The sequence below is a fragment of the Brevundimonas sp. UYEF29 genome, from assembly GCF_040546195.1.
GTDB lineage: Bacteria > Pseudomonadota > Alphaproteobacteria > Caulobacterales > Caulobacteraceae > Brevundimonas > Brevundimonas huaxiensis.
In genome coordinates this window covers 29,639-55,657 of the sequence record NZ_JBEPNH010000014.1, presented here as the reverse complement: position 1 = coordinate 55,657, position 26,019 = coordinate 29,639, and the positions used below count along the sequence as shown (strand labels likewise).

The following is a 26,019-nucleotide window of genomic DNA, read 5'->3' as shown; positions in this document are numbered from 1 at the left end:
CGATCATCTGGCCGCCCCTACCCACCGTAGCGCTCGGTCTTGATGATCGAGACGCCCAGCCCTGCCGACAATGCGCCGTCCGTCGCGATGTTGACGAAACCGTTCGACCCGCAAACGAACACGTGGCCCGGGTCGCGACCGAGACGTGCGATTGTCGCCTGGACCATCCCATCGTCGATCCGTCGGCCATAGTCCGAGGCGCGCTTTGGCGCTTCTCGCGTAATCGCGAGCGTCAAGATGAACGTGGGATCGCTCATCTCGATTGAGTGGAGTTCGCTGGAGAAGAGCACGTCCTCAGCGGTTCGCGCCGACAAGAGCAGAGCGACTGGAACGGCCTGTGCCGATGCCCGACGCTGCCGGATCATCGCCATCAGCGGCACCACGCCTGAACCTGCGCCGATCAGCAGCACCGGCTTGTCGGTAGGCTCGGGCCAAAGAAAGTGGCCTCCAAGCGGTCCCCTGAGTTCGATCTCGTCGCCGGCTGCGGCGACGTCGTGGAAGAATGGCGAAACTTCGCCATTCGGCAGGCGCTCGATGGCGAGTTCCAGGATCGGTGAAGAGCCCGCCGACGATGCGATCGAATAACTGCGCATCGCCTGATAGCCGTCTGGGGCGGTCAGCCGGACGTCGACGTGCTGGCCTGCTGTATGGACGAATGGTTCCTGCAATCGCAGGAAAAAGCTCTTGATACTCGGTGTCTGTTGGACGATTTCGTCGATCACGCCTGACTGCCACGACGCGGGTTGCGCATCGAACTCAGTCATGGGTGTACCGTTGCTCGCGCCACGGATCACCGTAGATGTGATAACCGCGCAACTCCCAGAACCCGGCCTCGTCGCGAGTGGTGAACTGCAGCGCATTCACCCACTTGGCGGACTTCCAGAAGTAGAGATGCGGAACAAGAAGGCGCGCCGGTCCGCCATGGTCGCGGGGAAGCGGCTGGCCCGCGTAGCTCAGCGCGACCATAGCTTTGCCGGACAACATGTCCGCGAGCGGAACATTCGTCGAATAGCCATCGTAGCAGTGCGCGAGAACGAAGTCTGTTGGCTGTTTAACTTCAGCGTCAGCGAGGATGTCCTCGATCAGCACGCCTTCCCACTTCGTGTCGAGCTTGGACCAGGACGTGACGCAGTGAATGTCTTTGGTCACTTTGGTCTTTGGAAGGGCGTTGAATTCACTCCAACTCCAGACCTTCACGGGTCTCGGACCGATCTTGACCGTGAACTTCCAGTCGGACGTCTCGATACGAGGCGTTGGCCCAGCGGTAAGAACGGGAAAGTTCTCCACGAGATGTTGACCTGGCGGAATACGGCCCTCGTGGTCGCCGCCTGAACCGCGGCCGGTGAAACCTCTGGTGACCATGCCGAACCCCCTTGCTCGTCACGACAGACCGACCGACTTCATCTCAGGCTAATGCGTAGATGACCCTCGCAAAGGAAAGATATCGAGCGGATCGCAAAGCTGATGTTCAGACAACCGGGTGTTAAATCAGTAGAGACACGCAATTCATCACTATGACTCGCGATAATCCCGCCTCGACTATAGCTTTATATCAGACTGCTTTCCCAATGCCCTGTCGCTATAGTTTCGATAGCTTTGAATCGGTGTTGCGTGAGCGTTATGGCTCGTGGGACAGAGAAGCTTCGCGAGGTGAGGTCGCCAGCATGCGACTGCGGCGTGCCCAGGAGGTCGTCATTCCCATCCAAGACGAGATTATCGCAGCGCTCGGCGTTTCGGCGTCGTTCGATGCCCGACGCGAGGCGGCAGAACGCGCCGCCTTCCTCCGCGACTATCTGAGGTCGTCGGGGCAGCGAGCGTATGTGCTTGGAATCAGCGGCGGCGTCGATTCCCTGACGGCGGGCCTAATCGCGCAATCGGCCGTGAAGGATCTGCGTCAGATCGGGTACGAATGCGAGTTTGTAGCGGTGCGGCTGCCCTATGGCGAACAGATGGACGAGCGCGATGCTCAGCTTGCCTTGTCAGCCATCAGGCCCGACCGCGTTGCGGTGATCAATATAAAGCCCGCGACCGACGCGCTGTGGAGCGAGATGACAGGCTCCAATTACGAGTCCGCCGACCCCGGCCTGCGCAGTACGGTGCTCGGGAACATCAAGGCACGCCAACGGATGGTCGCCCAGTTTGCTCTCGCGGGGACCCTGGGCGGCCTTGTGATTGGCACGGACCATGCAGCCGAAGCGGTGATGGGTTTCTTCACAAAGTTCGGCGATGGCGCGGCCGATGTTCTCCCTCTCGCCGGTCTCAATAAGCGGCGCGTTCGCGCGATCGCGTCTCATCTGGGCGCCCCGGCGGAACTGATCAGTAAGGTTCCCACGGCAGATTTGGATGACGCGATGCCGTTACACCCCGACGAAGACGCCTACGGCGTGACCTATGATGAGATAGACGATTACCTCGAAGGAAGGGGTGTGGCCCAGGCGGCGGTCGAGACGATCCAAAGAGCGTACCGAGCCACCGCGCATAAGCGCGCGCTGCCTGTGGCCTCCAACGTGCAGCTTCTGGCGCCGCAAGGGTCGAACGGACGCTAAATTTGCTCCCGCCTAGGACATAGAAACTATGTCACGCCGCTATTGGAAAAGACCGGCGTTGGAATTCATAGTCATCCACGTAAACTCGTGGCCTCGTCGGGTATAGTCGAGACAAGATTTTGGTCTTATCGACTATTTGACGCTCGGGCCGTGGGGCGGTGAAGTATAGCAGTTCCCCTGCGCTCGCGAGTTTTCGCTGCACGTCGGGCACATGCTTCGTGTTCGGAGAGAGGGATGAGCGCGGCCGATCGTCAAGCGCCAGAGCTTCGCATTCATCGGTGGATCGCCGTGGATGGAAGCGACCTCCAGACGCCGATCAAGCTATCGGATCTTGGCGTAGGGCCGAAGATCCTTTTCGCGTTTCAGCACTGGTGCAGGGGCTGCCATCTGCATGGGTTTCCCACACTGCAGAAATTGCATGGTGCGCTGGAGTCCAGAGGCGTCGGATTCGCAGTGATCCAGACGGTCTTCGAAGGAGCGCACGAAAATACATTCGACAAGTTGCGCATCAATCAGGTGGAGTACCGTCTCCCCGTCGCCTTCGGGCACGACGAACCGCCGCCTGGTGCTGCGTTTCCAACGTTCATGGAGGATTACCGGACACGGGGAACGCCGTGGTTCACGGTCATCAATGCCGACGGTCGCATCGTCTTTTCGGATTTCCACCTGGACGCGGATCGTTTGGTGGCAAATTTGGAGAGCTCGTGAAACATGCCACGGTGGCTTATTCTAGCCTGCACCCACTTCGTCGTTGGCATCACAGGCTTTGCTGCCGGCATCTACACGCTGCCTATCCTCACCGCGCCGGCGTCGCCCACTGAAGCTGCGTTGAGGAGTTCGACGCCTGAGGCGCTCTATTCGGGAAAGCTTTCTCGTGATCTAGCCGGCAGCGACCTGCTGCACTGGGGTGAAGGCGAAGTGCAGATCCTGCCTCACCGGATCGCACACATCGGCCGTCTCTCTCCCGGGCCGGACTACAAGCTTTATCTCGCCCCGCACTTCGTCGAGACCGAGGAAGCGTTCCTCGCGATCAAGGACGCGTCGGCCCGGGTCGGCGATGTGAGGACGTTCAACGGCTTCATTATGGAGGTGCCCGCCGACATCGACGTTCGCGACTACAGCGCCGTTGTCATCTGGTGCGAAGCCTTTGATCAGTTCATCAGTTCTGCGGCGTATCAGCCTCCGCGCCAGGCTCGGAAATGAGTCAGGCGATGAACAGCGTGAAGGCGGCCTGCGCGCGGGGGCTCGTTTTGGCGCCGGTCGCAGCGCTATTGTTGAGCGTCGCCACGTTGCTCTTGGGCAATGGTCTACTGGGTACGCTCCTGATCGTGAGGGCTGGGGAGGAAGGCTTTTCAGCTCAAACGATCAGCGCGATGATGTCCCTATACTTTGCGGGCTTCACCATTGGCGCTCTCACGCTGCCCAAGATGATCGTGTCCGTGGGCCATGTGAGGACTTTCGCTGGCTTCGCCGCGATGGCTTCAATGACGGCTCTTCTTCATGTCGCATTCGTGGAGGCAAACGTATGGATGCCGCTTCGCCTTGTGACCGGCTTCGCCTATGCAGGCATGATCCTAGCGACTGAGAGTTGGCTCAACGCGCACGCGATTCAATCCACGCGCGGTCAGCTTTTGTCGATCTTCGGCGTTGTTTCGATGGGTTCATGGGCCCTTGGTCAAGCGCTGCTCAACATCGCGCCGCCTACAGACGTGACGCTATTCCTGTTCGTCTCGCTGCTGATATCTGCGGCCGTCGTCCCCGTCACGCTACTGCCCAGTCATCCCCCGGCCGAGGTTCAACAGGAGCCCGTCGCCTTTCGCGATCTCGTTGCAATTTCGCCCCTTCCGTCGGTCGGCGTTTTCCTAGCCGGCCTGGCCATCGGCGGCTTCTGGGGACTAGGCCCCAATTTTGCGCAGAGGATTGGCCTCGATGTGGGCGGCATTTCTGCGTTCATGGCTGCGGTCCTTGGTGGAACGCTCGTGCTGCAGTGGCCATTGGGATGGCTATCGGACCGCGTGTCGCGGACACTCGTCATTGCCGGCGCCGCCCTGGCTTCCGCGGCGGCTGCGATCGGCGTAGCGCTGGCTGCGGAGGCGCCTCTGCCTGTGCTACTTGCGGCGGGCGCGCTGTTCGGCGGCTTCGGTATTCCCATCTATTCGCTATGCCTTGCCGTTGCGAATGACGACCTTCCTGCGGGTCGGCTGCTGGGGACCGCTCGCGGACTTCTCCTACTCAACGGGATCGGAACCGCCGCCGGGCCGCTCATCGGAGGCCTGGTGATGGACCTCCTCGGCCCTGGCGGCCTGTTCCTCTACGCAGCGGCACTGCTGACTGCCCTGGCGGTCTTGGCCGGTGTCCGCAGGCACTCAGACCGCTCGGTCAAGACGAGAGCAACACGCTGCCCGAGCACGGCGATGATCACCGGGTCGCTCGACGCGATGATACGAACCCCGGCGGATCAGCGCCGCTGAGACGCCTATGCCGACGACCGAAGGATTGCCAGTCGGCTGTTAGAGGAGCCTGGCTGAGAACAAGGCGGAACGTGTCATGGATGAGAGCGTGAACGCTCTAGCCGCGAGAAACGCATACGAGGCTAAACGGGGGGCGATCGCCATCCTCCCGTTGGCCTTGGGGGCCAGCGTGTACGGCTTGGCCTTTGGTTTCCTGGCCGTACAGGTAGGTTTCCCGTGGTGGGGCGTCGCGATCATGAGCGCCTCTACCCATGCGGGCTCTTCGCAAATCATCGCGGTTGAGCAGTTCGCTTCCACAGGTGTCGTGTTGGGCGCGGTTCTGGCCGGTGCGTCGCTCAACCTGCGCTATGTCGGCATCATCGCCTCTTTATCCGAGGTGTTGGCCGGCTTGTCGCTGAGGAAGAAGCTCTTCGCCATCCACATTACTGGCGACGAGAACTGGGCTTTGACGATGTCCGAGCGGGCGAAGTCCCCCGATGTCGGAGCACCATTCCTCATAGGCTCAGGGCTGGTGAACATCTCCATGTGGACAGCCTCCACGACGCTCGGGGCCTTGCTTGGCGCCGCGCTGCCCGATCTCGGACGCTTTGGCCTGAGCTTCGCGTTCACGGCGGCCTTCATTGCGATGGCGCGAGGTCTGTGGCGGGGACGTTCCCAAGTTCTGCCATGGACCATGGCCGCGGCAGCGACCATGGCCGTCATCTCGCTCGGCATGCCCAAAGCTTACGGGATCATCGTCGGCGCATTCTTCGGCTTGGTGGTGACCTTCTTGAAGCGCAGGATCGAGGCGGCAGCCCGATGAGCGCTTCGCACTGGGTTGTTGTCAGTTTGCTCGTTGTGGCTGCGTTTGCGATCCGGGTCGCCGGATTGATTGCCGGTGAACGAATTAGGGTTTCCAGGCAGGCTTGGGTTCTGGACGAGTTGCCTGGGCTGATCGTGGTCAGCTTGGTCGCGTCGTCGTTGATCGGTCAGCCACCTCCAACCTGGATCGCGGCCGGTGTCGCGCTGGGTGCAGCGATCGCCACGAACCAGGTCATCGTGGCGATGGTATTGGGAATGCTCGCCTACGCAGGTCTGGGGTGGCTTAGCTCGTAAGTGCCGATCATCTGAGAGAAGCGGCAATGGGGAGGCCGGAGGTCGTCCAGTAAGGCTGCGAACGTCGATGGCCCGCACTCACGATCCGAGGACCGCGGGTCCCGCCTACGCAACAGCCTCCACGGTCAAATCGCGGCCATTGAACTGCACCGTTTCCCCGGCTCGCGCGCCTTCGATCGCCTCGTAGATCGGGGCCATCGTCGAGATGCCCATCAGTTCCTGCCCATGACAAATGAACCTGCCAGTCGAGACCGAAATGACGAAGTGCTTACCGGACAGCTTGACGACGGCGCCTTCCGAGACTTCTGACTTTGGTCCAAAATCGATTGTCCGGAGTTTGTCGAGCTTATCAACATAGTCATCGAGAGTGTCATCGAGCGCCTCAGCAAAGTCGCTCGCCACCTCGGCTTGCGCCTGCTCGTCGTTCTCGATCGGCTCGCTGCGATCGAGGCGCGCGGTGGAGACGTAATCCAGATACTTCTTGCGAGCGCTTTGCAGCGCCGCGGTTTCAAGCGACAGCATTGTCTCGCGAATATGGTCCTTGTTCCAGTCCATCTCTGCCTCGTTATTTTTGACCTTAAGGGGCATCCCATCCATCGTTGGGGTCTGGGTTTTCCCGCGCTCCGCCGACATCATTCGTCGGTAATAACGTCTTCGCCCTGGTAGGGAATCCTGATCAGCCGGGGATCCCGAATAATGCTCGTCACGAGCCAGACGTATGATTGTTCTGCTGTATCGAAGCCGAGGATGCTGAAGGCTCCCCCGAACGGGCATGCCGGAAAGTCAGGGAAGCCTTCCCGCAAAACGTAACGCTCAGGGTCGCGATCAAACTCGCTTTTGTAGACTTTGCGCAGCCCATGCTTGCTCGGCACGTCGGCGTCACCGGCCGGAGCTGTTTCACGATGCTCAAGAAGCCGTTCGGACAGGTCACGGTGACATATCTCGTCGAACACATCGAAGGCATCGATAAGCAGACCTTTATGCTCGGTCGCCGGATCTGTGATGGCGTAGATGTTCGAAGCGTCTTCGGCTCCATCGCCGCTCTCAAGGCGTAATGCGGCATCGACACGAATGCTGCACGCGTCGAGGGTCGATCCGAGTTCGAGATCGACAAGAGCGCCGTCCTTCACACGGTACTCTCGGTCATAGCCCTTAGCCACGAAGGACTGTACGGCGTCCAGAACGTCTCTCACTTGAGTTGTCATCAATGCACCTCGAGTTCGGATTGTAGGGGTTGCGCGCCGACCGAAGGCGCGCTTTGGCTCCGCGACCGACCAGCACTGAAGATGCGGAGCACCATCATAGCCACTTGGCTCGCTTGAAGCGGACGAACAGGAAAAGACAGAACGTCAGCATTAGGCCGAGCACGACGAAATAGCCGTAAGCTGTGTCCAGCTCCGGCATGTTCCTGAAGTTCATTCCATATATGCCCGCGATGGCCGTAGGGACCGCGAGGATCGCCGCCCAGGCAGCGAGCTGGCGCGTGATGACGCCTGTCCTCTGCGCCTCAAGAAGGCTGCTGAATTCGAAGACCGTGGACAGCACCTGGAGGAGGCCATCGACCATGGACTGGACCCGATCGACATGGTCGGCGACATCGTTGAAGTACGGCCGCACCTCAGCGCTGATGCACGGGAAATGTCCGCGAACGAGCTTGCGCACCAGTTCCGCCATAGCGCCAAGGGTTCGCTGGAAACGCGTCAATTCGCATCGCAAGCCGAAGATGCGCGCGACCTCCGCCCGCCCCAGGAAGTCGTCGAGCGATCGCCTCTCCATCGCGAGCACGTCGTCCTCGATCATTTCGAAGATCGGCAGATACTGATCGACGATGCGGTGAAGGATGGCATGCAGGACGTAGTCGACACCCTTACCAAACTGAGCAGGCGAACCCTCAAGCTGCTCGCGAAGATTGCCAAGCGCTCCGGCGTTGCCGTGACGCACGGTGATCAGATGGTTGTGACCAGTGAAGATCGCGGTCTTGCCGTAGCGTATGCGGTCCCCAACCAGCTCGGCCGTCTGAGCGACGACGTAAAGCTCGCCGTTATAGACTTCGAGCTTCGGCGGGCACATCGGATGCATCGCGTTATCAATCGCCAATGGATGCAGATTGTAGGTCGACTGAAGCGCCCTGAGTTCGCTTTCCGAAGGCTCGCTGAGCCCAATCCAGCAGAAGCCAGATCGGTTCTTGTCGAGCTCAACCCGCTCGTCGATAGCGACTTCGCGGATGCGGCGACCCTCGTTGTAATAGTAAGCGGCGATGACGCTCATGCGGGCCTCGCAGGGATGACCAGGCCCCGCTGCACGGCTGGTCGAGCGAGGCCGCGATCCAACCAACCCCGGACGTTCCGGTGTTCGGCGATGCGCAACAGGTCGCCGGCGTCATAGGTGCTGACCAGGGCATTGACCCAGCCGAGCGTCGCGATGTCGGCGATGGAATAGTCGTCGACGATCCACTCGCGCCCATCCAGCTGGCGATCCAAGATCCCCAGCAGGCGCTTGGACTCGTCGGCGAACCGTTGCTGAGGCCGCTTGTCCTCGTAGTCCTTTCCGCCCCAACGCAGAAAGAAGCCCAGCTGACCGAACATCGGGCCGATCGCCGACATCTGGAAGAATACCCAACTCAGCACCTCATAACGCCTGGCTTGTCCCGGTGGAATCAATCGGCCCGTCTTCTCGGCGAGGTAAACGAGGATCGCACCGGACTCCCAAACGCCGAGCGGCTCACCATCGGGGCCTGACGGATCGATGATCGCAGGGATCCGCCCGTTTGGGTTCAGCGACACGAAAGCGGGGTCTTTGGCCTCGTTTGTGCTGATGTCGATAAAGTGGGGCTCGTATGGCAGGCCGGTCTCCTCGAGCATGATGGAGACCTTGACGCCGTTGGGCGTGGGCGCTGCATAGAACTGCAGGAGATCGGGATTGGAGGCAGGCCAGCGCTTGGTGATCGGATATGACGAAAGGTCTGGCATGCTGGGGCAATCCTACCAAATCGATGGCCGGCAAGCGGCATGACCGCTTGAGGGGCCGTACGAGGACCGCATCGTTCGCCGATGCGGTCCCATTGCTTGCGATGCAGAGCGCTATGTCGCGATAGGCGCTGCAGCTATTCTGCTGCCGCTCCGGTGGTAGGCTGGGTAGCATCAGCGTCTTGACGCTTGGGGAGCACCCAATTCGCGCGCGGGAAATGGCACGTGTAACCGCCCGGGCGCTTCTCGAGATAGTCTTGGTGCTCCGGCTCCGCTTCCCAGAAATCGCCGACAGGCTCGACTTCGGTGACGACTTTGCCGTCCCACAGTCCGGAGGCGTCGACGTCGGCGATCGTCTCCTCGGCGACCCGTTTCTGCTCATCGTCCACATAGTAGATGCCGGATCGATAGGAGAGGCCGCGATCGTTGCCTTGCCGATCTTTCGTCGTCGGGTCGTGGATCTGGAAGAAGTATTCCAGGATGTTACGGTAACTTGTCGCTGCCGGGTCGAAAATGATCTCGATCCCTTCAGCGTGAGTACCGTGATTGCGATAGGTGGCGTTCGGGACGTCGCCACCGGTGTATCCGACGCGGGTCGACACGATGCCGGGCTGCTTGCGGATCAGATCCTGCATGCCCCAAAAACATCCGCCTGCGAGAACAGCGCGCTGATGCATGTTACGCCTCCTCCACCTGATCGAGATATTCGCCGTAGCCCTCGGCTTCCATCTCATCGCGCGGGATGAAGCGAAGGGCGGCCGAGTTAATGCAATAGCGTAGTCCGCCACGGTCGGCCGGACCGTCGGGGAACACGTGGCCGAGATGGCTGTCGCCATGGACCGATCGAACTTCCGTCCGGACCATGCCGTGCGAACTGTCCCGCACCTCGTTCACGTGCGCGGGGACGATGGGCTTGGTGAAGCTGGGCCAGCCGGATTTCGACTCGAACTTGTCCGTCGATGCGAAAAGCGGCTCTCCGGACACGACATCGACGTAGATGCCCGGTTCTTTGTTATCGTTGTATTCACCGGTGAAGGCTCGCTCCGTGCCGTCTTCCTGGGTGATCCGGCGTTGCTCGGGGGTCAGGCGGTCGATCGCTGCCTGAGACTTTTCAAACTTCATGATCGTCTCCAATACTTGGTTTCAGGGCCAAGGCACATTACGGACATCTTATCTTGCTTGACGGTCACCTCGACTATCGCAGTGCCAATTATATTTATCCAATACGCTGTGCGTATAGTTTCGATAGCTCCGCTGTGATCAGCGGCGTTCAGTTCCACGCGTATCTGGCCGCCATCTGCGCGATCTTCCTGATCTCAACCGGCGCCGCGGAGCCAGAGACCGTCGCGATCACGACCTCTCGCTCGAGGACAAACCCATCGATCGGACGCGTAACCAAACCTTGGGCTGTAGCCGACCGCTCCGGAAGGATGCATATGGCCTCGCCGTCTGCGACGACCCGTTGCACCCAATCGTCACGATCGGACCGGAAGCGCGGCCGCATCAGTACCTCCCGTCGTGCGAAATGGTCTAGGATCTGCTCGCGAAACTCACACTTCAGACGATCAACGAACGGGAACTCCAACAAGTCCTCGCCTCGCACGATATCGCTCGCCGCGAGCGGGTGTTTCGCGGAACAGCCGAGTACGAAGCGCTCACGGAACAGAGGTCGCACATCAAGCTTGCGGTCCGGCCGCGTCTCGCGCGGCAGGATGCATGCGTGATACTTGCCCGACAGCACCTCCGATGTGTCTTCACTCGCCCCGAGCGAATGCATCTTGATCTCGATCGATGGCACTTCTGCCAACGCGCTTTCGAAGAAGGCTGTAAAAAGCTTCGGCCCGACGGTCGGGGCGACGGCGACGTCCAGCACCCGGTGCCTCCCCATGGCCCAGTTTTCAGAATGATGCCGAACACTTTTCATCGCGACTAACATGCGCCGAAACTCAGCCTCCACGTCCTGGCCAAGGCCGGTGAGACGGCTGTTCTTCCCATCGCGATAAATGAGCGGACCGCCGAGCTCTTCCTCCAAGCGGCGGATCGCGCGTGTCAGGCTTGGCTGGGACACACCGCTCAACCGCGCCGCTGCTGTAAAATTCAGCGTCTCGGCCAAGTTGATGAAATAGCTGACCTGATTGAGTTCCATAGCCCTTCGGCCTGCACGCCGTGAATGATGCCGCTTCAGGACCGGTCTTTTCGACCGCCACCAGAAGTATGCGCGACGCATATAATCACGCTTTAGGGGCTTGTCTATATGCGCCACGCATATAAAAAGAATGTCTTGGACGGCTAGTCCGGGCCTGATGGCGCTTCCGCCAGGGCCCAAGGGTTCCGGTGCACCCACTAAGTCGCCGTGGGAGGCTCGACGCTTATGACAGGAAGACCGTTCACGTTTCCCGGTGGTGGAGGCTCTGATCTAGCCGGGTATTTGGAGGCGCCCGAAGGTACGCCTCGCGGCTGGGCTATTTTCGCCCATTGCTTCACTTGCGGGAAAGACAGCCGCGCCGCCGTGTACATCGCACGCGCCCTCTCGCGGGCTGGCATCGGCGTCTTGCGGTTCGACTTCGCCGGCACCGGGATCGAGAGTTCTGCGGATGAAGCGATAAGCTTCGCTTCCGACGTCGATGATCTTAAGGCCGCCGCGGAGGCCATGGCTGTCGCCGGTAAGGCCCCCTCCCTCCTTGTCGGACACAGCCTGGGCGGCACGGCTGCGATCGTAGCCGCCGCCGACTTGCCGGATATCGCAGCGGTAGTGACGATCGGCGCCCCGGCTGATCTTCAGCATATATTGCGCGTCTTTCAACCTGCCGACCTAGACGCGATAGCGAGCGAGGGCGAGGCATCGGTGGAGATTGCTGGCAGGCCCTTCCTGATCCGCCGCAGTTTCCTTGAAACGGTCGACGAAGTGGACATCGAGAGGTCTATCGCTGCCCTTCGACGTCCGGTGCTTGTGATGCATTCACCGGTGGATCAAGTCGTGGGTATCGAGCACGCCTCGCGCATCTTCGTCGCGTCGCGCCATCCCAAGAGCTTTGTTTCGCTCGACACGGCCGATCACCTTCTCACCGATGTCGAAGATGCGAACTACGCCTCAGCTATGGTCGCAGCGTGGGCAAGCCGCTTCCTGCCGCCGCTCGCGGCGGACCTTCCGCAAGTCGAGTTAGCGAATGGAGTCGTGGCGTCGGAAACGTTGGCGGGGAAGTTCCAACTCACGGTCCGTAGTGGCGAGCACACGCTGTTCGCCGATGAACCAGAATCGGTCGGAGGTCTCGGCAGCGGCCTGTCTCCTTACGAACTGGTGTCGGCCGGACTGGCCGCCTGCACGGTGATGACAATGCGTCTTTACGCGAACCGCAAAGGCTTCCCGCTGGAGCGAGCGACGACGACCGTGCGACACGAGAAAGTGGCGGACATGATGCCTCCCGACCGCTTCACGCGCACCGTCTCTCTCGATGGGCCGCTCAGCGATGAACAGCGGGCGCGCATTCTGGAAATCGCGGATCGGTGTCCGGTCGACCTGACACTCGTCCGAGGCTCGGATGTGCAGACCGAACTTTCGAGCGATGCGCAGCCTGCAGGTGCGGCGCCGGCGAACTGATGTGGTGCACAGAGCGGAGGTTGATCGAATGCAGAGTCTGCCCACTACTGACCAGACGCCGACGCGAACCGAGCGAGCGATACTTGCGGGTGGGTGTTTCTGGGGCCTCGAAGATTTACTTCGCCGCGCGAAGGGCGTCGTGACGACGCGTGTCGGCTACATCGGCGGCGAAATGCCGGACCCGACTTACACGAGACACCATGGTCATGCGGAAGCGGTGGAGGTCACGTTTGATCCTTCGATACTGACATATCGTGCTCTCCTGGAACTCTTCTTCCAAATCCACGATCCGACGACATACGAGCAACAAGGTAACGACGTCGGACCAAGCTATCGGTCCGCGATTTTCTACACGTCTGAGAAGCAGATGGACGTTGCTCTGGAGACAATCGCCGAGATCGAAGCGTCGGGGCGCTGGCCGGGACCTGTCGTATCCGAGATCAACCCGGAAGAGCCGTTCTGGGAGGCCGAGCCAGAGCATCAGAAGTACCTCCAGCGTCGACCCGGCGGCTATAGCTGCCACTTCGAGCGACCGGCCTGGCGATTGGACCGAGCGAAACGATGAGCACGCAGGGACGGTCATCAACGATACGGACGCTAAGGCGCTCGCCCCGCGTCGCTAGGTCAGCCGGGTTCTTGCGATGATACCCGAATACGTAATCGCCGGCTTGTGGGGGCTTTTGTCAGGAAGCGGACTTCTGGTGGGGGCGGTTCTTGCGGACGTGCTGTACGGGCGACTCACTCACCGCATGATCTCAGCGGTGATGGGCTTCGGTGGTGGTGTGTTGATTGCCGTGGTCGCTACCGAACTCATCGGTGATCGCGTGTCGGCTGGCCTGGGACCCTTAGCGATCTTTGCGCTGCTCGCAGGGGCCGCAATCTTCAGCGGCACAAACTGGTTTCTCTCTCGCAGGGGCGCGAAGCATCGAAAGCGATGCGGTGAATGCACCGAGCAGGCCACTGAACAGGAGCACCGCGGTAGCGGTGCTGCGATTGCGCTTGGCAGCGTCCTCGACGGCATTCCAGAGGCCCTCGTGATTGGGATGTCCGTGGCTGGTGGAGGCAGGATCAGCCTTGCAGTAGTGGCAGGCTTCTTTTTGGCTAATGTGCCACAGGGTCTATCGAGCACTTCCGGAATGAAGGTCGCGGGCCGATCGCGAAGCTATATCTACGCGGTCTGGATCGGTATTCCGCTACTTGTCTGCATCGCCGCCGGTACGGGAAACCTTCTGCTCGGCTCGGCGTCCACTCAAGCCCCTGCCATTCTGTCGTTCGCAGCCGGCGCGGTCATCGCGATGCTGGCGGAGGCTATGATTCCCGAAGCTTTCGAGAAGGCGCCGCCGTTCATAGGCCTGATCACGGTCGTGGGGTTTCTGGCGGCGTATCTCATCGCTCAACACTGAAACCTGCGACTTCCGGAGCTCTAAGCCTCGCCGCCGTTCTCGCGGTCTACGCCGCGCTCGTGCAACTCGGCATCGATCGGGCAATTCGTGCAGCCCTCGTAACAGCACAAGCGGCAGATGCGGTAGGAATGCTCGAGGTTTTCCAGGCGATCGCGCAGCACGCGTTCAGCAATGCTATAAAGAGCGTCCAACTCGGTAGGGGTGAGGATCGATAGTCCCTCAGCGATCACCTTGTCTCGCGAGGCCAGGACCGCATCGCTCGCGACCTTGCCAGCCTCTGTAAGATGGAGGGACCGCGTGCGCCCGTCAGTCGAATGCTCACGCCGCTCGACCAATCCCTCCGTCGACAAACGGTCCACCAAGCGGACGGTCGCGGCATGGGAAAGTCCCACCCCAACTGACAGCATGCGGATCGATAGCCCTGGCTTATGGGCAATCAACGCAAGCGCCGAGGCGGCGGGTCCAGCTTCTGGCGCCCGCGATGAACTAGCGCGAACGATGTCGTCGCTGATCATGAGTGCGAACGCCCCGAAGATATTTCGATCTCGAGGTCCATCCATTGCCCCATCTATATGTGCGCGAAGCATAGACAGCAAGCCATACCCCTGCGGCGCCGGGGGATTCTGGCAAGCCGAAAGGTGCGCCTTTACAGTGGCTTAGGATATGCTGCGGATGGCGCGGACGATTGGAATACAGGACTTCGATCGTCGGGACACACAAAATGGCGATACCTGGCGGCTATAGATCGGGGTGGGCTGTCGTGATTTTGGCTGCCCGACGGCCGAATCACATCACGCCTGCGCCAGGTGCCACCCCTCGTCGGCACCTAACGGAGGGATCCGGGGGCTTGCTCTCTGAGATGCACCTCGACCGTCTCACCGCGTCCGACCACCACAGTGTCAATCTCGCTGAGAAACAAGCCGTGCTCCATTACGCCGGGGATGGCATCGATCGCTCCGGCGATCTCGATCGGCCTAAGGGCCTTGCCGAAGGCTGCATCCAAGATGTGATTGCTCTGGTCTGTGATGAATGGTTCTCCGCCGACCGAGCGAAGCGTCACACTGGCTCCGAGGTTGGCAAGATGCGTTCGAACGAACTCGCTCGCGAAGGGCACGACTTCGACCGCCAAAGGAAACCCGCCGAGTCGTTGAACGACTTTGCTAGCGTCTACGATCACGATCATCCGGCTAGAAGCGGCGGCCACGACCTTCTCTCGGAGCAAGGCGCCGCCGCCGCCTTTGATCGCCTGAAAGTGGCAGTCGATCTCGTCAGCGCCGTCGATCGTGAGGTCTATCGAACTGAACTGCTCAAAAGGAACGAGCGGCACCGCGAGACGACGAGCCAACATTTCGGTCGCTCGGGAGGTGGCGACAGCGGTGATGCGAAGGCCCTGCCGAATGCGGTCGCTCAGGCTCTTAATGGCATAGGCTGTTGTGCTTCCGGTCCCAAGGCCAACGAACATGCCGTCTTCGATCTCGTCGACTGCTCTAGCCGCAGCCAGCCTCCTCTCTTCTTCTTGGGTAAACATCAACGCCACTTCATCTCGCCGGTATGCGTGCCTTCACCAGGTCGATTGTGAAACCGGGCGGCGCAAACCTAATCCTCCATGCCGACATTGCCTCGTTGACCTGCAGCCAACAGACGGATAGGTCTATGCGTGGCGCATACATAATGAGGATGGTCTGATCGGCAAGCTTTCGCTGCTGGAGACGACCACCGCGTGCCAGGCGGCACTGAGCGAAGTGCGTATGCCGTAGCCAGTTCGGCGAACCAGGGGACACAGGCATGACGGTCAAGGTCGCAATCAACGGTTTCGGTCGGATCGGACGACTGGCCTTACGGTCGATCGTCGAACTACGGCGTGATGACATCGAGGTGGTTGCGATCAACGACCTCGGGCCGGTTGCTACGTTGGCGCACCTCCTGAAGTACGATTCAGTTCACGGCCCCTTTCAAGGATCGATAGCCACCGGCGAAGACTGGATCGACATCGGGTCCGGTAAAATCAAAGTGTTTTCGGAGCGCGATCCATCAAAGCTTCCGCATAACGAGCTTGGAGTCGACGTGGCGCTCGAATGCACGGGTTTGTTCACCTCCAAGGAGAAGGCTGAATCGCACATCCGTGCAGGAGCAAAGCGCGTGCTCGTCTCCGCGCCCAGCGAGGGCGCAGACAAGACGATCGTCTTCAAGGTCAATCACGAAACGCTGACAACCGAAGATGTCGTCGTATCGAATGGCTCATGCACCACGAATGTCCTCGCGCCCGTCGCGAAGATACTGAACGATCTATGTGGCATTGAGCGGGGCTACATGACCACGGTTCACGCCTATACCGGTGACCAACCGACGCTGGATACGGTGCATAAGGATCTCTACCGCGCACGGGCAGCCGCGCTGTCGATGATCCCAACCTCGACCGGAGCCGCGAACGCAATCGGACGCGTGCTGCCAGAACTGAAAGGCAAGCTCCATGGCTCGTCAATCCGCGTGCCAACGCCGAACGTATCGGTCGTCGATCTCGCTATTTCCGCATCCCGGGAGGTGACGATCGACGAAGTGAACGACGCCATTCGTCAGGCTGCGAGTGGTCCGATGAGTGGGGTGCTCGCATTCACGACAGAGCCTCTGGTGTCTGTGGATCTGACCCACCGGACCGAATCCTCGATCGTCGCGCTCCCCCAGACCGATGTCGTCGATGGCCGGATGGTTCGCGTGCTTGCTTGGTACGACAACGAGTGGAGCTTCGCGACACGCATGGCGGATGTCGCCGTGGTGATGGCGAAGCTCATCTAGCGGATCGGTTGCGGGAAAGGTCGTATCTTGGCGACAGGATGCGTTCGCGAAACGGAGGCATTAAACATGAATGGGCCACTAGCACGTGCAGCGAGAGCGCTCATTCAGTGGCCGCGATCACATGTCGCCAAGATCGCAGGCTTGGAGGAAGAGGCGCTAGCTCAATTCGAAGCCGGCGCCAGCGTGTTTGCAGCCTCGGATTTGACGCGGCTGCGGGACGCGCTCGAACGCGGCGGCGCGGTTTTCATCAGCGAGGACAATAGCGGAGGGCTCGGCGTAAGGCTCAAGTTCAACGCCAAGGATGTGCGTGCGATCAATCGGATGGAGGGCGAAGGTGGGCCGGTAGGCACCGACGACGTCTAAGCCTTCCAGCGAACGCTTGTACTCCGGCACGAGGCTCGACACCGGCCCACAGATATTGTATGCGCGACGCATATATTGCGTGAGTCGCGGCGATGGATGACCCCTCGGATCGCTTGATCAACATCTTTGGCGCGCTGTCTCAAGCGGTGTCTGACCGCGTGCGCTTGGCGATCGCTGAAGCATTCAATGCGGGGGGCGAGACGGCCGCGGCTTTGATCGCGATCGGTCACGCGCCAGGAATGTCGATCGGCCAGGTACGGCAAACTCTCCGGCTTTCGCATGCAGGTGCAGTTCGCGTCGTCGAGAGGCTAGGCGAGCAAGGCCTGGTGGCGAAATCGCCGTCGCCCTCTGACCGCCGGGTAGTTCATGTCTCGCTGACCTCGCGTGGTCAGGTGGAGCGGACCAAGCTGCTAGGTCTGCGGAACGCGGCGGTGTCCGAGCTGCTGAGCAAAGTGTCGGCTGACGATCGCGTCGTGCTGGAGCGGGCCGCGGACAACATCCTGTCGTCGCTGTTCTCGGACCTCCACGGCGGCTTGGCAATCTGTCGTCTGTGCGATCAGGCCCGGTGTGCCGATTGCCCAGTCGGCCACCATCGTCCGTGACGCCCTGACGATCATCCCCTTTTGAGGAGTTCGATATGAGTATTTTCGATCGGTATGAATTGCTTGTGCCCGAGCGCAGTCGGAAGGAACTGGCGCTGTTGAGATGGGCGCTCGTGATCGTTTTCTCTTGGTTCGGCGCGATGAAATTCACGGCTTACGAGGCCGATGGCATCGCCCCTTTCATCGGCCATAGTCCGATCATGAGTTGGCTGGGTATGTTCGGGGTACAGGGCCAAAGTTACTTTGTCGGCGTCATCGAGCTGTCGACCGCAGTCGTGCTGGCCTTAGGGGCTTTCCGCCCATCCTTCTCAGCGCTTGGCGCGCTTATGTCGGCGGCGACCTACTTCATCACCCTGACCTTCTTTTTTACGACGCCTGGGGTCGGGGAGCCGACTGCCGGAGGCTTTCCTGCGATATCCGCCGCTCCTGGCCAGTTTTTGCTGAAGGACGCAGTTTTGCTTGCGGCATCACTTGTGCTGCTGTTTGCGTCGGTCCAACCCAAAAATGAGCGCCTTGGGCCGATGACCATCGATCGGTCGTGAACATAGGCACGATGGTCTTGGACACGCTCCGTGGAGAGTGGGCGCTTCGTCGCAACGTCGATCCGACGGGCGAACAACTGATTGGCGACGCGGATTTCGCTTCGACAGGTGAATCCGCGCTCACCTATCGAGAAAGCGGGATACTTCGGCTTCGGGATGGCCGCGAACTCTCAGCGTCTCGGCAATATCGGTACTGCGCGGTCGGCCACCGAGTAGACGTTCAGTTCGCAGACGGACCGAACACCGGGAAGCTGTTTCTCAACCTTGCATTCTCGCGCAAGAATTGGGGGTACGAGGCAACAGACACCCACTTCTGCGGTGACGACGCCTATCACGCTTTTTACCGAATTCTCGACGCAGGATCTTTCGAGACAGTTATCAGGGTCATTGGTCCACGAAAGGCGTACGACCTGCGGAGCCGGTACTCAAAGGTGTCACGAACGACGCCGGACCGTCTACTTTTTCCCCTGGCCTGACGCGCCGTTCCTGGCCAGTCTGTCACGCGCTTCGAATCCGAAAACGATCGTGGTCGTCATCACGAGGTAGGCGACTATGCCGCCCGGAGAAAGCGTAGGCATTGCGGCAAGGATTAAAGCGTCGTTGCCACCGGGTATCAGGCCGATGCCTATTCCCATCAACGCGCCGCCGGCGATCGACCGCAGGATGCCGGCGGCCGTCGGCCGCTGGAAACGCAAGCGACCCTGGCGCACGGATGCCGTGATGGCTCCCGCAACTGAGGCAATGACCGCAACCAGTGCGACCTCGCCTGTTGGCGACATTCGAAGAGGAAGGCCGCGTTGGATAAGGTCAGCGAATGTCCATGCTGGCGAAAGCGCGTAGAGAAGCCCACCAGTGATACCGAGGCCGATCATTGAAGCGCCAAATGCCCAGCTCTGCCTTCTTCGCGGTGGGGTCTTCCGCGATACGAAGATCACCGCCAGCGCGAGCACGACGGCTAAGGCAAGAAGCGTCGCGGCCCCAGGGACACTCGGCCTAGCGATGAAACTTGGCCATGTCGCGACGGCGCCAAACCGGCCGAAATCAGCGGCCAAGATGCCGATTGCCAGTCCGGCAGGAAGGGCAAGCAACCGCATCTCTCCATCCCCTAACCGTGCCAGTGAACCTAGCAGGCAGGTGTCATTTATGAGCGCGCCGAGGCCGAAGGCGATGGCGCCGATGATGAGGAGGCCGTTGACGCTCGTCGAGAGTGGGAGGGTCGCGTTCAGCGTCCCCGACCAAGCGAGCGGTATCGCAATAAGGCCAGCAGCCGCAGACGCCGCAACAAATCCGACGAACATTCTTGGTCGGCGCCGTTGCTGCAACTCATGAGCCGCTACGACCAAGCACGTGCCGCCTCGGTTCGCAGAATACCCGAACCAGAAGGCCAGTATGCATATGAGAAAGTCGAACGCGATCGATGCCAAAGATATCAAGCCTGCCTCGGTTTCTCGTCAGCCCTTGTGCGAAGGGCGCCGGCGCAGCTGGCGGGCGGGCTGAGATGCATTTTCAGCCGGTGTCTGTCCCCGGTAGCCAACCACGGGCCACATAGTTTCGACACCAGATTTCTCGTAACCGTTTGCGATAAGGAGCCGCTCGGACAATCGGCCTAGTTTGTTCAGGTCAGCCGGCGACAGCGGCGAGACACACGCTGCAATCACTTGTTCGCGCGCTCTGAGCAGAGCGCCGGTCATTTTCACACCTGCATTGGTCAAGTGGATAAAGCGCGCCCTCTTGTCCGCCGTGTGTCGCCGCCTTTCCACCAGGTGATCGGATTCGAGCCTATCGATCAATCGGACCGTTCCCGCATGCGAAAGCCGGATCCGGCTCGCAAGGACACTGATAGGTAATCCCGGCTCGAAGCTAAGGAAGACCATCAATGCAGCCGCGGGGCCGCTCGGCGAAAGCGAGGCTGATGCGCTCGCGATGCTGTCAGCTACCGCGAGCGCAAGTGCACCAAAATGATATTTGGCGGCCTCGGGCTCCATCCGGAAAGAATATATGCGTCACGCATAGACATCAAGCGCTCGAATATGTATGACCGGCGCATACATCTATCACGGATTCGGAGATGGTCATGCTCACTGATGGGCTCGGCTTGGATTCCCCATCTGAGATCGAAAAGCGGGGCCTCCAGCAAAGGCTTTGGAGCATCGCGCGCTGCTCGTGCGAACGGAAGCCGGGAACCGGGAATGCGCGTCATGCCTGATCTGACGCTCGATCTTCGATACCTTAAGTATGCTATCCATGTCGCCGAAGCGGGTAGTTTCCGCAGGGCGGCGGATCGCCTTTCGATATCGCAATCAACGGTCAGCCGCCGCGTTCAGATGCTCGAACGGCAGCTTGGCGTTTCCCTGTTCAAGCGCACGCGATCGGGCGCTGGATTGACGCCGGAAGGAGAGCGATTTCTGCAGCAAGCTGCGGTCGGGGCGAGGTATCTTCGCGAGGCCGCCACTGAGATGCGATCGGTCCGTAAACTTACGACTGGACTAGTCAGGTTCGGGATGCTCGAGGCGTTTCCGGCATGTCCCATAATCGACCTCTTGGCGACCTTTAGACAGCGACACCCGACGATCGAGGTGAAGCTCGAAGAAGGCACGTCAGAGCAGAACACCCTCGGCGTGGAGCGCGGGCTGCTAGACGCGGCGATCAGCCTGGCCGCAACGAAGGGCCCTCCGTTTCAGATTCGACGGTTGTGCGAACCCGACCTCTTCGTTGCCCTATCACCCATACACCAACTCGCGTCGCGACCGCGGCTCGCCTGGGAGGACGTTTGCGACGAAGTCTTTCTTGTCCGCTCCGATGGTGCCGGGCGCGAACTCGCAGCTATTCTCCGGCGGATGCTGGGCGCTGCCGAAGAGGCGATCCAACTGTCTATCCAGCAGGTCAGCAGGGAAACACTTCTGACCATGGTCGAGCAAGGCTTCGGGCTGACGATAACGAGCGTCGTGCATCGGCCTGATATTGCATTGGTTCCGCTCACACCCGCGCGGGCGCCGACGGCGGCTATGATTTCGTCGAGCGATAACGACAATCCGGCTCTGCCGCTGCTGCTGAAGTGCTTCGATGTCCTGCCAGCCTTCACGCGGAGCAGCGCCAGCTAATCGGAGGCGTTCTGGGTCTTCGTACGCCTAGCCTTCGAGAACCCTCGATCGGTTGCGATGAACCGCTGCAACATCGGTACGATCAACCGCGCGGGCTCGACAGCAGGCATACCTTGTTCGCGCCCTAACAAATCCGCGTAGTCGGAAAGGTCTTGGTGGAGAGCCGCCGGCAGCTCCACCTGAACCTTGATCGGCTTCTCGTCGGCGATGGGACCTAGCTTGAGCTTCGACATCATCAGCCCCCATAAGGTTCGAGAACGAGATCACGGGTCACGACGACACGGACAGGAAATCCCGGCCGGATCGTCAATGTTGGAGCCACGTTGAGCTGCCGTCTGACGATCTGCTGACCGGCATCGTTGATCGTGTCTTGACCGCCATTCCGGATCGCCTGGATGAGACGGTCGTCATTGTCGGCGGCGAGCTCGGCGCCGACTCCGAGAAGAGTCGACAGACCGGCGGCCTTGGCAAGATCCCACCAGTGGTAATCGACGCCATCCTGCAGGCCGGCATAGCCTTCGACGTCTGCGCCGGGCTGGCGCTCGAGCACTATCGAACGGCCATTTGGGAAGATCAGTCGATTCCAGACTAGCAGGACGCGGCTTTGACCGAATTGCACATTGTTATCGTACTGGCCGATAATGCGCGTGCCTTGTGGCACGAGCAGAATGCGCCCTGTCGGGCTGTCGTAGATGTTTTCGGTCACCTGAGCGGTGATCTGGCCCGGGAGGTCGGATCGGATGCCGGTTATAAGAGCTGCCGCGATAACTGCGCCGGCCTGAAGTACATTTGGCGACGCTGGAGCAACGACGCGATCGGGCGACACCGTCCGTCGATCGGTCGCTGCGTTCAGGAAAGCGTTCTGACGCTCCTGCGCGGAGGGTGTGGCCGGCGGAGGTGCGAGGCCGAGGCTCGCCAAATCCGGAGCGTGCGGGAGTGCTGGGGCAGCTCCCGCTGCAGCGGGAGCGCCCCGGCTGTCCGATCCGGAGAAGAGGCGGCTGGTCCGCGCGGTCTCGATCTCCTGAAGGCGGCGCTGCTCTTCCGCGCTGATACCGGGGTTGGGTGTGGCGATAACGGGAGCGGGCACCGGCTGTCCGCGATCCTGGGTGCTGAGGATCGGTCGGCCGAGGTCACCGGGAAGGGGCGGACCGAGTTGGGGCACGCCACTGTAATCTCGCGGCAGGCCGGCCAAGCCCTCAGCCGTCGAGCGATTCTCGGTCGAATAGAGTTCGTCGTTGGGCCGACCGGCGTCGCGCGTCTGGAGCGCGTAGAGCAGTGCACCACCAAGGCCGACGCTGGCGACAAGACCAAGGCCGGCGAGGACCTTGCGCGATAGTCGAGTGACGCGGGGCGGTTCGGCGCGCAGACGCATCGGCGCTGGCCCGACCGGCTCGCCGGTCAGGGGCTGTGCATCATCGTCTGGCACTTCCTCATTTGTGGGCGAGTTCGCGCTCACGAGGTGGGCCTCCCGTCTGTTCGGACGATCCTGACGCGCTTCTGCTCGCGACCGGAACCGAACCGCAGTTCCGCCGCCGCGAAGAGTCGATCGACGATCATGTGGTGGCCGCGAACGCGGTAGTTCACCAGTTCTGAGGTGTTGCCCTCGGGCCCGACGACGAAGAGCGGCGGCATCTCGCCCTGACCAATGCCTCGCGGAAACTCGATGAAGACCTGGCGACCGTCGTCGAAGGCGCGCAGTGGGCGCCAAGGAGCGCGGTCACCCTCGATGGCATAGCGGAAATTGACGTTCGCGAGATCGACACCGCTCGCAACCGGTTGAGCGGCCTGCGCGTCGGCATTCTGCCGGCGCAGCGCGATGAGTTGATCCTGCGGATACTGCCAGGACACTGAAGCCATGTAGGTTCGCTCTGTCGACCGCAACTCCATGTGATAGGTGCGCATGTTGGTGTTGATGACCAGGTTCGTCATCAGGTCGGCCCGTGTGGGCTTCACGAGGATGTGGATCTGGCGCGTCGCGCCCGATCCGCTCTCGGTGTCGCCGATGATCCAGCGCACCGTGTCCCCGGCCGCAACAGGGCCTGCGCCGACGAGCTGTTCGCCGGGCTGAAGCGCGATGTCGGTGATCTGACCGACAGCGGTATATACCTGATAGAGCGCGCCTTGCGTCCAGGGATAGACCTGCATGGAGTTGATGAAGCCGTCGCGCACCGGCTGGACGCGGGCCGCCTCATTAGCCTGGTTGACGCGCGCCGTTGGGTTGGCGGGCTCGGGCGCGCGTCGCGTCTCCGGCACACGCTGCAACTGGCCGGGTAGCGGCAGCGGCCGCGGCAGTTCGACCACGGTGACGGGCGCTGGCGGATCGACGGTCTGCACGGCGGGAGCCGCGTTGTCGTAGGAGATCTCGGGCGGTGGGTTCGTGGTGGCGCAGCCCGCGAGCGCAGTTGTCGCCAGCAGGACCATCGGGATTGCGGCTCGGCGGAGAGCCGGGATTACAAGTGCGTGTGAAGCCGGGTTTCCGGCTTTACGGAAAGACGGCTTCATTGCCCAAGCTCCCGTGACCAATTGATGGCGTTGACATAGATGCCGAGCGGATTTGCCCTCAGCCGATCGGCGTTGCGGGGGACCTGCACGACGATCGTCAGGATCGCGGTCCAGCGCGTGGTCTCGGCGAGCTGGCCGTTCTCATAGCGGCGCTCGACCCAGGCGACGCGGAAGCTGTCGGGCGAGGCGCGGATGACGCTTGAGACATCGACAGCAACCTGCTGTCGGCCGACCCGCGTGAACGGGTCGTTCGAGCGAGCATAGTCGTTGAGCGCCATGGCGCCGCGATCAGTTGTGAAGTCGTACGCCCGTAGCCAGTTCTGACGCACGATGATCGCGTCCGCCGGGATGCTGCGAACCTGTTCGATGAAGCGCGCGAGATGAAAGGCGATTTGTGGATCGGTGGGCCGGAAGTCGGCCTCGGCGGGTGCGACCGCCTGGGACTGACCCAGTCGATCGACCTGCACGACCCACGGCACGACGGTCCCGCGAGCTGATTGCACGACGAGGGCGGTGGCGAACCCCGCCGTAAGGATCAGCGAGCCGAAAGCCATCAGCCGCCAGTTTTTCGCCTGGATCCTGGAGGCCCCGATCCGATCGTCCCAGACTTGGGCAGCACGTTGATACGGCGTCTCCGGCTCGGGTGCCTTGCCGTAGTGAGTGGATGGTCGTTTGAACATTAGCGGTCGCCTTGAGTCAGATTTACCGAGGAACCGCCGCCATGGGCGTCGCCAGAGCGGACGGCATGAGCCGTGGCCTGGGCGGCGTGAGTCATTTGCTGGGACCGGCGCATTCTCTGCGCCCAAGCCGGCGGCCCGCCAGCGCTCGCAGGCGCCGCGCCATCGCTGGCGGCATCACCCCCTATTGAGCCCATGGTGGATGTTCCGCCTGTCGCTTCGAACGCCGCTTTGCCGCCTGCGTTGAAGCTTGACCTCATTGTGTCGGCAGCGCGCGATGCGGCACGGCGCAGAGGTGAGACAGCCGCGCTGCCGCCTGCACGCGCAACGCCTCCGAGGCCGGAGGCCACCCCGGCCGCGCCGGACTGTCCGGCTGCGCCAAGGCTGTAGGCTGTGGACGCTCCACCCGCGATGGCGGCGCCACCACGAGCTGCGGCTGCCGCACCGCCTGCCAAGGCCGCGCCGCCGGAGGCTGCTGCACCGACGGCGCCGGCGCCAAGAGCGACCACGCCGCCCGCTGCGAGGCCGGTTCCTATCGCCGCGCCTGCACTGAGCTGCGGGCCGCCAGAAACGAGCCCGGTGGCGATTCCGGGACCAAAAATGCCGAGGCCGAGAAGTGACAACGCGGCCAGCACGATCGCCATGGCTTCGTCGATCGACGGATTCTGCCCGCCAAAACCGGAAGTGAACTCTGAGAAGAGCGTTGACCCGATGCCGATGATGACAGCGAGGACCAGAACCTTGATGCCGGAGGAGATGACGTTGCCGAGCACGCGCTCGGCCATAAACGCGGATTTGCCGAACAGGCCGAACGGGATCAGGACGAAGCCGGCGAGCGTCGTCAGCTTGAATTCAATGAGGGTGACGAACAGCTGGATGGCGAGAATGAAGAAGGCGAGCAGGACCAGCGCCCAGGCAAGAAACATGCAGGCAATCTGGATGAAGTTCTCGAAGAACGACCAGTAGCCCATCAGGCTGGAGATGGAGTCGAGCAATGGTCGACCGGCGTCTAGGCCGGTCTGCGCGACTCTTCCCGGGCGCATGAGGTCCGCAGTTGAAAATCCGGTGCCACTCGCCTTCAGCCCGAGACCGGCGAAGCTCTCGAAGACGATACGTGCGAGGTTGTTCCAGTTGCCGATGATGTAGGCGAAGACGCCGACGAAGAGCGTTTTCTTCACCAGCCGCGCCATGATGTCGTCGTCGGCGCCCCAGCTCCAGAACAGTGCCGCGAGCGTCACGTCGATGACGATCAGGGTCGTGGCGATGAAGGCGACCTCTCCGCTAAGCAGGCCGAACCCGCTGTCGATGTAGCGAGTGAAGACCTCGAGGAAGTGGTCGATGACGCCGGTGTTGCCCATGA

The 26,019-nt window shown here is 61.3% G+C and carries 33 protein-coding genes; 15 read left to right on the top strand and 18 right to left on the bottom strand.

Annotated elements, in window-relative coordinates; translation table 11 throughout:
- Positions 1-17 precede the first annotated feature (17 nt).
- Both ABIB58_RS15665 and ABIB58_RS15660 read right to left on the bottom strand, forming a co-directional pair.
- The gene (locus ABIB58_RS15665) at positions 18-764 is read right to left on the bottom strand and encodes a ferredoxin reductase (protein WP_024350791.1); all 747 of its coding nucleotides are present in this window, start codon (positions 762-764) and stop codon (positions 18-20) included.
- Complete coding sequence (locus tag ABIB58_RS15660) at positions 757-1,362, bottom strand: sulfite oxidase-like oxidoreductase (protein ID WP_024350792.1); 606 nt, start codon at positions 1,360-1,362, stop codon at positions 757-759. Before ABIB58_RS15660 ends, ABIB58_RS15665 begins: the two co-directional genes overlap by 8 nt.
- Before the next feature lie 302 nt (positions 1,363-1,664).
- Here ABIB58_RS15660 and nadE point away from each other — a divergent pair, with 302 nt between their 5' ends.
- The 6 genes from nadE (at position 1,665) to ABIB58_RS15630 (ending at position 6,112) form a co-directional block, all read left to right on the top strand.
- Positions 1,665-2,546, top strand: coding sequence for an NAD(+) synthase (gene nadE, locus ABIB58_RS15655; RefSeq protein WP_051141593.1), 882 nt, complete (start codon positions 1,665-1,667; stop codon positions 2,544-2,546).
- Positions 2,547-2,780: 234 nt separating this feature from the next.
- The gene (locus tag ABIB58_RS15650) at positions 2,781-3,254 is read left to right on the top strand and encodes a peroxiredoxin family protein (RefSeq protein ID WP_024350794.1); all 474 of its coding nucleotides are present in this window, start codon (positions 2,781-2,783) and stop codon (positions 3,252-3,254) included.
- A gap of 3 nt (positions 3,255-3,257) precedes the next feature.
- Positions 3,258-3,749, top strand: coding sequence for a DM13 domain-containing protein (locus tag ABIB58_RS15645; RefSeq protein ID WP_024350795.1), 492 nt, complete (start codon positions 3,258-3,260; stop codon positions 3,747-3,749).
- A gap of 8 nt (positions 3,750-3,757) precedes the next feature.
- Positions 3,758-5,017, top strand: coding sequence for an MFS transporter (locus tag ABIB58_RS15640; RefSeq protein WP_024350796.1), 1,260 nt, complete (start codon positions 3,758-3,760; stop codon positions 5,015-5,017).
- A gap of 76 nt (positions 5,018-5,093) precedes the next feature.
- A complete protein-coding gene (locus tag ABIB58_RS15635) occupies positions 5,094-5,819 on the top strand; it encodes an AzlC family ABC transporter permease (protein WP_024350797.1) in 726 nt (241 codons plus the stop codon).
- A complete protein-coding gene (locus ABIB58_RS15630) occupies positions 5,816-6,112 on the top strand; it encodes an AzlD domain-containing protein (RefSeq protein ID WP_024350798.1) in 297 nt (98 codons plus the stop codon). The genes ABIB58_RS15635 and ABIB58_RS15630 overlap by 4 nt, the downstream gene beginning before the upstream one ends.
- Positions 6,113-6,217: 105 nt before the next feature.
- On the opposite strand, the gene ABIB58_RS15625 is transcribed toward ABIB58_RS15630, so the two are convergent.
- From ABIB58_RS15625 to ABIB58_RS15595, 7 genes are all read right to left on the bottom strand, one after another.
- Positions 6,218-6,667 (bottom strand): hypothetical protein, encoded by a 450-nt coding sequence (locus ABIB58_RS15625; RefSeq protein ID WP_024350799.1) that lies wholly within the window; start codon positions 6,665-6,667, stop codon positions 6,218-6,220.
- A 77-nt stretch (positions 6,668-6,744) separates the two neighbouring features.
- Positions 6,745-7,305: a hypothetical protein gene (locus tag ABIB58_RS15620; protein WP_231729333.1), complete on the bottom strand. Its 561-nt coding sequence runs from the start codon at positions 7,303-7,305 to the stop codon at positions 6,745-6,747.
- A 106-nt stretch (positions 7,306-7,411) separates the two neighbouring features.
- Positions 7,412-8,380, bottom strand: coding sequence for a magnesium and cobalt transport protein CorA (locus ABIB58_RS15615; protein ID WP_024350801.1), 969 nt, complete (start codon positions 8,378-8,380; stop codon positions 7,412-7,414).
- Complete coding sequence (locus ABIB58_RS15610) at positions 8,377-9,081, bottom strand: glutathione S-transferase N-terminal domain-containing protein (RefSeq protein ID WP_024350802.1); 705 nt, start codon at positions 9,079-9,081, stop codon at positions 8,377-8,379. Before ABIB58_RS15610 ends, ABIB58_RS15615 begins: the two co-directional genes overlap by 4 nt.
- Positions 9,082-9,215: 134 nt before the next feature.
- On the bottom strand, positions 9,216-9,755 hold the full coding sequence (gene msrA, locus ABIB58_RS15605) for a peptide-methionine (S)-S-oxide reductase MsrA (RefSeq protein WP_024350803.1): 540 nt from the start codon (positions 9,753-9,755) through the stop codon (positions 9,216-9,218).
- Between the two features lies 1 nt (position 9,756).
- Positions 9,757-10,200 carry a peptide-methionine (R)-S-oxide reductase MsrB gene (gene msrB / locus ABIB58_RS15600; RefSeq protein WP_024350804.1) on the bottom strand — a complete coding sequence of 148 codons (444 nt, stop codon included), beginning with the start codon at positions 10,198-10,200 and terminating at the stop codon, positions 9,757-9,759.
- A gap of 148 nt (positions 10,201-10,348) precedes the next feature.
- The gene (locus ABIB58_RS15595) at positions 10,349-11,224 is read right to left on the bottom strand and encodes a LysR family transcriptional regulator (RefSeq protein WP_299176606.1); all 876 of its coding nucleotides are present in this window, start codon (positions 11,222-11,224) and stop codon (positions 10,349-10,351) included.
- Between the two features lie 225 nt (positions 11,225-11,449).
- Between ABIB58_RS15595 and ABIB58_RS15590 the strand changes: the two genes are divergently transcribed.
- From ABIB58_RS15590 to ABIB58_RS15580, 3 genes are all read left to right on the top strand, one after another.
- Entirely contained in the window at positions 11,450-12,676 is a 1,227-nt protein-coding gene (locus tag ABIB58_RS15590; RefSeq protein ID WP_024350806.1) for a bifunctional alpha/beta hydrolase/OsmC family protein, read from the top strand.
- A 28-nt stretch (positions 12,677-12,704) separates the two neighbouring features.
- The gene (gene msrA, locus ABIB58_RS15585; RefSeq protein ID WP_029660570.1) at positions 12,705-13,241 is read left to right on the top strand and encodes a peptide-methionine (S)-S-oxide reductase MsrA; all 537 of its coding nucleotides are present in this window, start codon (positions 12,705-12,707) and stop codon (positions 13,239-13,241) included.
- A 76-nt stretch (positions 13,242-13,317) separates the two neighbouring features.
- A complete protein-coding gene (locus tag ABIB58_RS15580) occupies positions 13,318-14,079 on the top strand; it encodes a ZIP family metal transporter (RefSeq protein ID WP_029660571.1) in 762 nt (253 codons plus the stop codon).
- 20 nt (positions 14,080-14,099) lie between these two features.
- Here ABIB58_RS15580 and ABIB58_RS15575 read toward each other — a convergent pair whose 3' ends face one another.
- Positions 14,100-14,594: a MarR family winged helix-turn-helix transcriptional regulator gene (locus ABIB58_RS15575; RefSeq protein WP_230450755.1), complete on the bottom strand. Its 495-nt coding sequence runs from the start codon at positions 14,592-14,594 to the stop codon at positions 14,100-14,102.
- 311 nt (positions 14,595-14,905) lie between these two features.
- A complete protein-coding gene (rpiA, locus tag ABIB58_RS15570; RefSeq protein ID WP_024350810.1) occupies positions 14,906-15,607 on the bottom strand; it encodes a ribose-5-phosphate isomerase RpiA in 702 nt (233 codons plus the stop codon).
- A 257-nt stretch (positions 15,608-15,864) separates the two neighbouring features.
- Between rpiA and gap the strand changes: the two genes are divergently transcribed.
- The 5 genes from gap to ABIB58_RS15545 all read left to right on the top strand — a co-directional run bounded on the left by gap (position 15,865) and on the right by ABIB58_RS15545 (position 18,855).
- Positions 15,865-16,872, top strand: a complete 1,008-nt coding sequence (gene gap, locus ABIB58_RS15565; RefSeq protein WP_024350811.1) for a type I glyceraldehyde-3-phosphate dehydrogenase — start codon at positions 15,865-15,867, stop codon at positions 16,870-16,872.
- A 141-nt stretch (positions 16,873-17,013) separates the two neighbouring features.
- Entirely contained in the window at positions 17,014-17,235 is a 222-nt protein-coding gene (locus ABIB58_RS15560; RefSeq protein ID WP_024350812.1) for a hypothetical protein, read from the top strand.
- A 92-nt stretch (positions 17,236-17,327) separates the two neighbouring features.
- Complete coding sequence (locus ABIB58_RS15555; protein WP_024350813.1) at positions 17,328-17,837, top strand: MarR family winged helix-turn-helix transcriptional regulator; 510 nt, start codon at positions 17,328-17,330, stop codon at positions 17,835-17,837.
- Positions 17,838-17,872: 35 nt separating this feature from the next.
- Positions 17,873-18,379: a YkgB family protein gene (locus ABIB58_RS15550; RefSeq protein WP_024350814.1), complete on the top strand. Its 507-nt coding sequence runs from the start codon at positions 17,873-17,875 to the stop codon at positions 18,377-18,379.
- Between the two features lie 11 nt (positions 18,380-18,390).
- Positions 18,391-18,855, top strand: a complete 465-nt coding sequence (locus ABIB58_RS15545; protein ID WP_070154329.1) for a DUF6314 family protein — start codon at positions 18,391-18,393, stop codon at positions 18,853-18,855.
- Here ABIB58_RS15545 and ABIB58_RS15540 read toward each other — a convergent pair.
- Together ABIB58_RS15540 and ABIB58_RS15535 are read right to left on the bottom strand one after the other, a co-directional pair.
- Complete coding sequence (locus ABIB58_RS15540) at positions 18,835-19,803, bottom strand: YeeE/YedE thiosulfate transporter family protein (RefSeq protein ID WP_024350815.1); 969 nt, start codon at positions 19,801-19,803, stop codon at positions 18,835-18,837. The genes ABIB58_RS15545 and ABIB58_RS15540 overlap by 21 nt on opposite strands.
- A gap of 27 nt (positions 19,804-19,830) precedes the next feature.
- On the bottom strand, positions 19,831-20,364 hold the full coding sequence (locus ABIB58_RS15535; RefSeq protein WP_024588022.1) for a MarR family winged helix-turn-helix transcriptional regulator: 534 nt from the start codon (positions 20,362-20,364) through the stop codon (positions 19,831-19,833).
- Between the two features lie 213 nt (positions 20,365-20,577).
- On the opposite strand from ABIB58_RS15535, the gene ABIB58_RS15530 reads away from it, so the two are divergent.
- A complete protein-coding gene (locus ABIB58_RS15530; protein WP_024350816.1) occupies positions 20,578-21,480 on the top strand; it encodes a LysR family transcriptional regulator in 903 nt (300 codons plus the stop codon).
- Here the strand turns inward: ABIB58_RS15530 and ABIB58_RS15525 are convergent.
- The 5 genes from ABIB58_RS15525 to trbL form a co-directional block, all read right to left on the bottom strand.
- Positions 21,477-21,713 (bottom strand): DUF2274 domain-containing protein, encoded by a 237-nt coding sequence (locus ABIB58_RS15525; RefSeq protein ID WP_024350817.1) that lies wholly within the window; start codon positions 21,711-21,713, stop codon positions 21,477-21,479. The genes ABIB58_RS15530 and ABIB58_RS15525 overlap by 4 nt on opposite strands.
- 2 nt (positions 21,714-21,715) lie before the next feature.
- On the bottom strand, positions 21,716-22,852 hold the full coding sequence (locus ABIB58_RS15520) for a TraB/TrbI/VirB10 family type IV secretion system protein (protein ID WP_299173447.1): 1,137 nt from the start codon (positions 22,850-22,852) through the stop codon (positions 21,716-21,718).
- A gap of 80 nt (positions 22,853-22,932) precedes the next feature.
- Positions 22,933-23,982 carry a P-type conjugative transfer protein TrbG gene (trbG, locus tag ABIB58_RS15515; RefSeq protein WP_024350820.1) on the bottom strand — a complete coding sequence of 350 codons (1,050 nt, stop codon included), beginning with the start codon at positions 23,980-23,982 and terminating at the stop codon, positions 22,933-22,935.
- Positions 23,979-24,662 carry a conjugal transfer protein TrbF gene (gene trbF / locus ABIB58_RS15510; protein WP_024350821.1) on the bottom strand — a complete coding sequence of 228 codons (684 nt, stop codon included), beginning with the start codon at positions 24,660-24,662 and terminating at the stop codon, positions 23,979-23,981. Before trbF ends, trbG begins: the two co-directional genes overlap by 4 nt.
- A complete protein-coding gene (trbL, locus tag ABIB58_RS15505; RefSeq protein WP_024350822.1) occupies positions 24,662-26,017 on the bottom strand; it encodes a P-type conjugative transfer protein TrbL in 1,356 nt (451 codons plus the stop codon). Before trbL ends, trbF begins: the two co-directional genes overlap by 1 nt.
- Positions 26,018-26,019 lie beyond the last annotated feature (2 nt).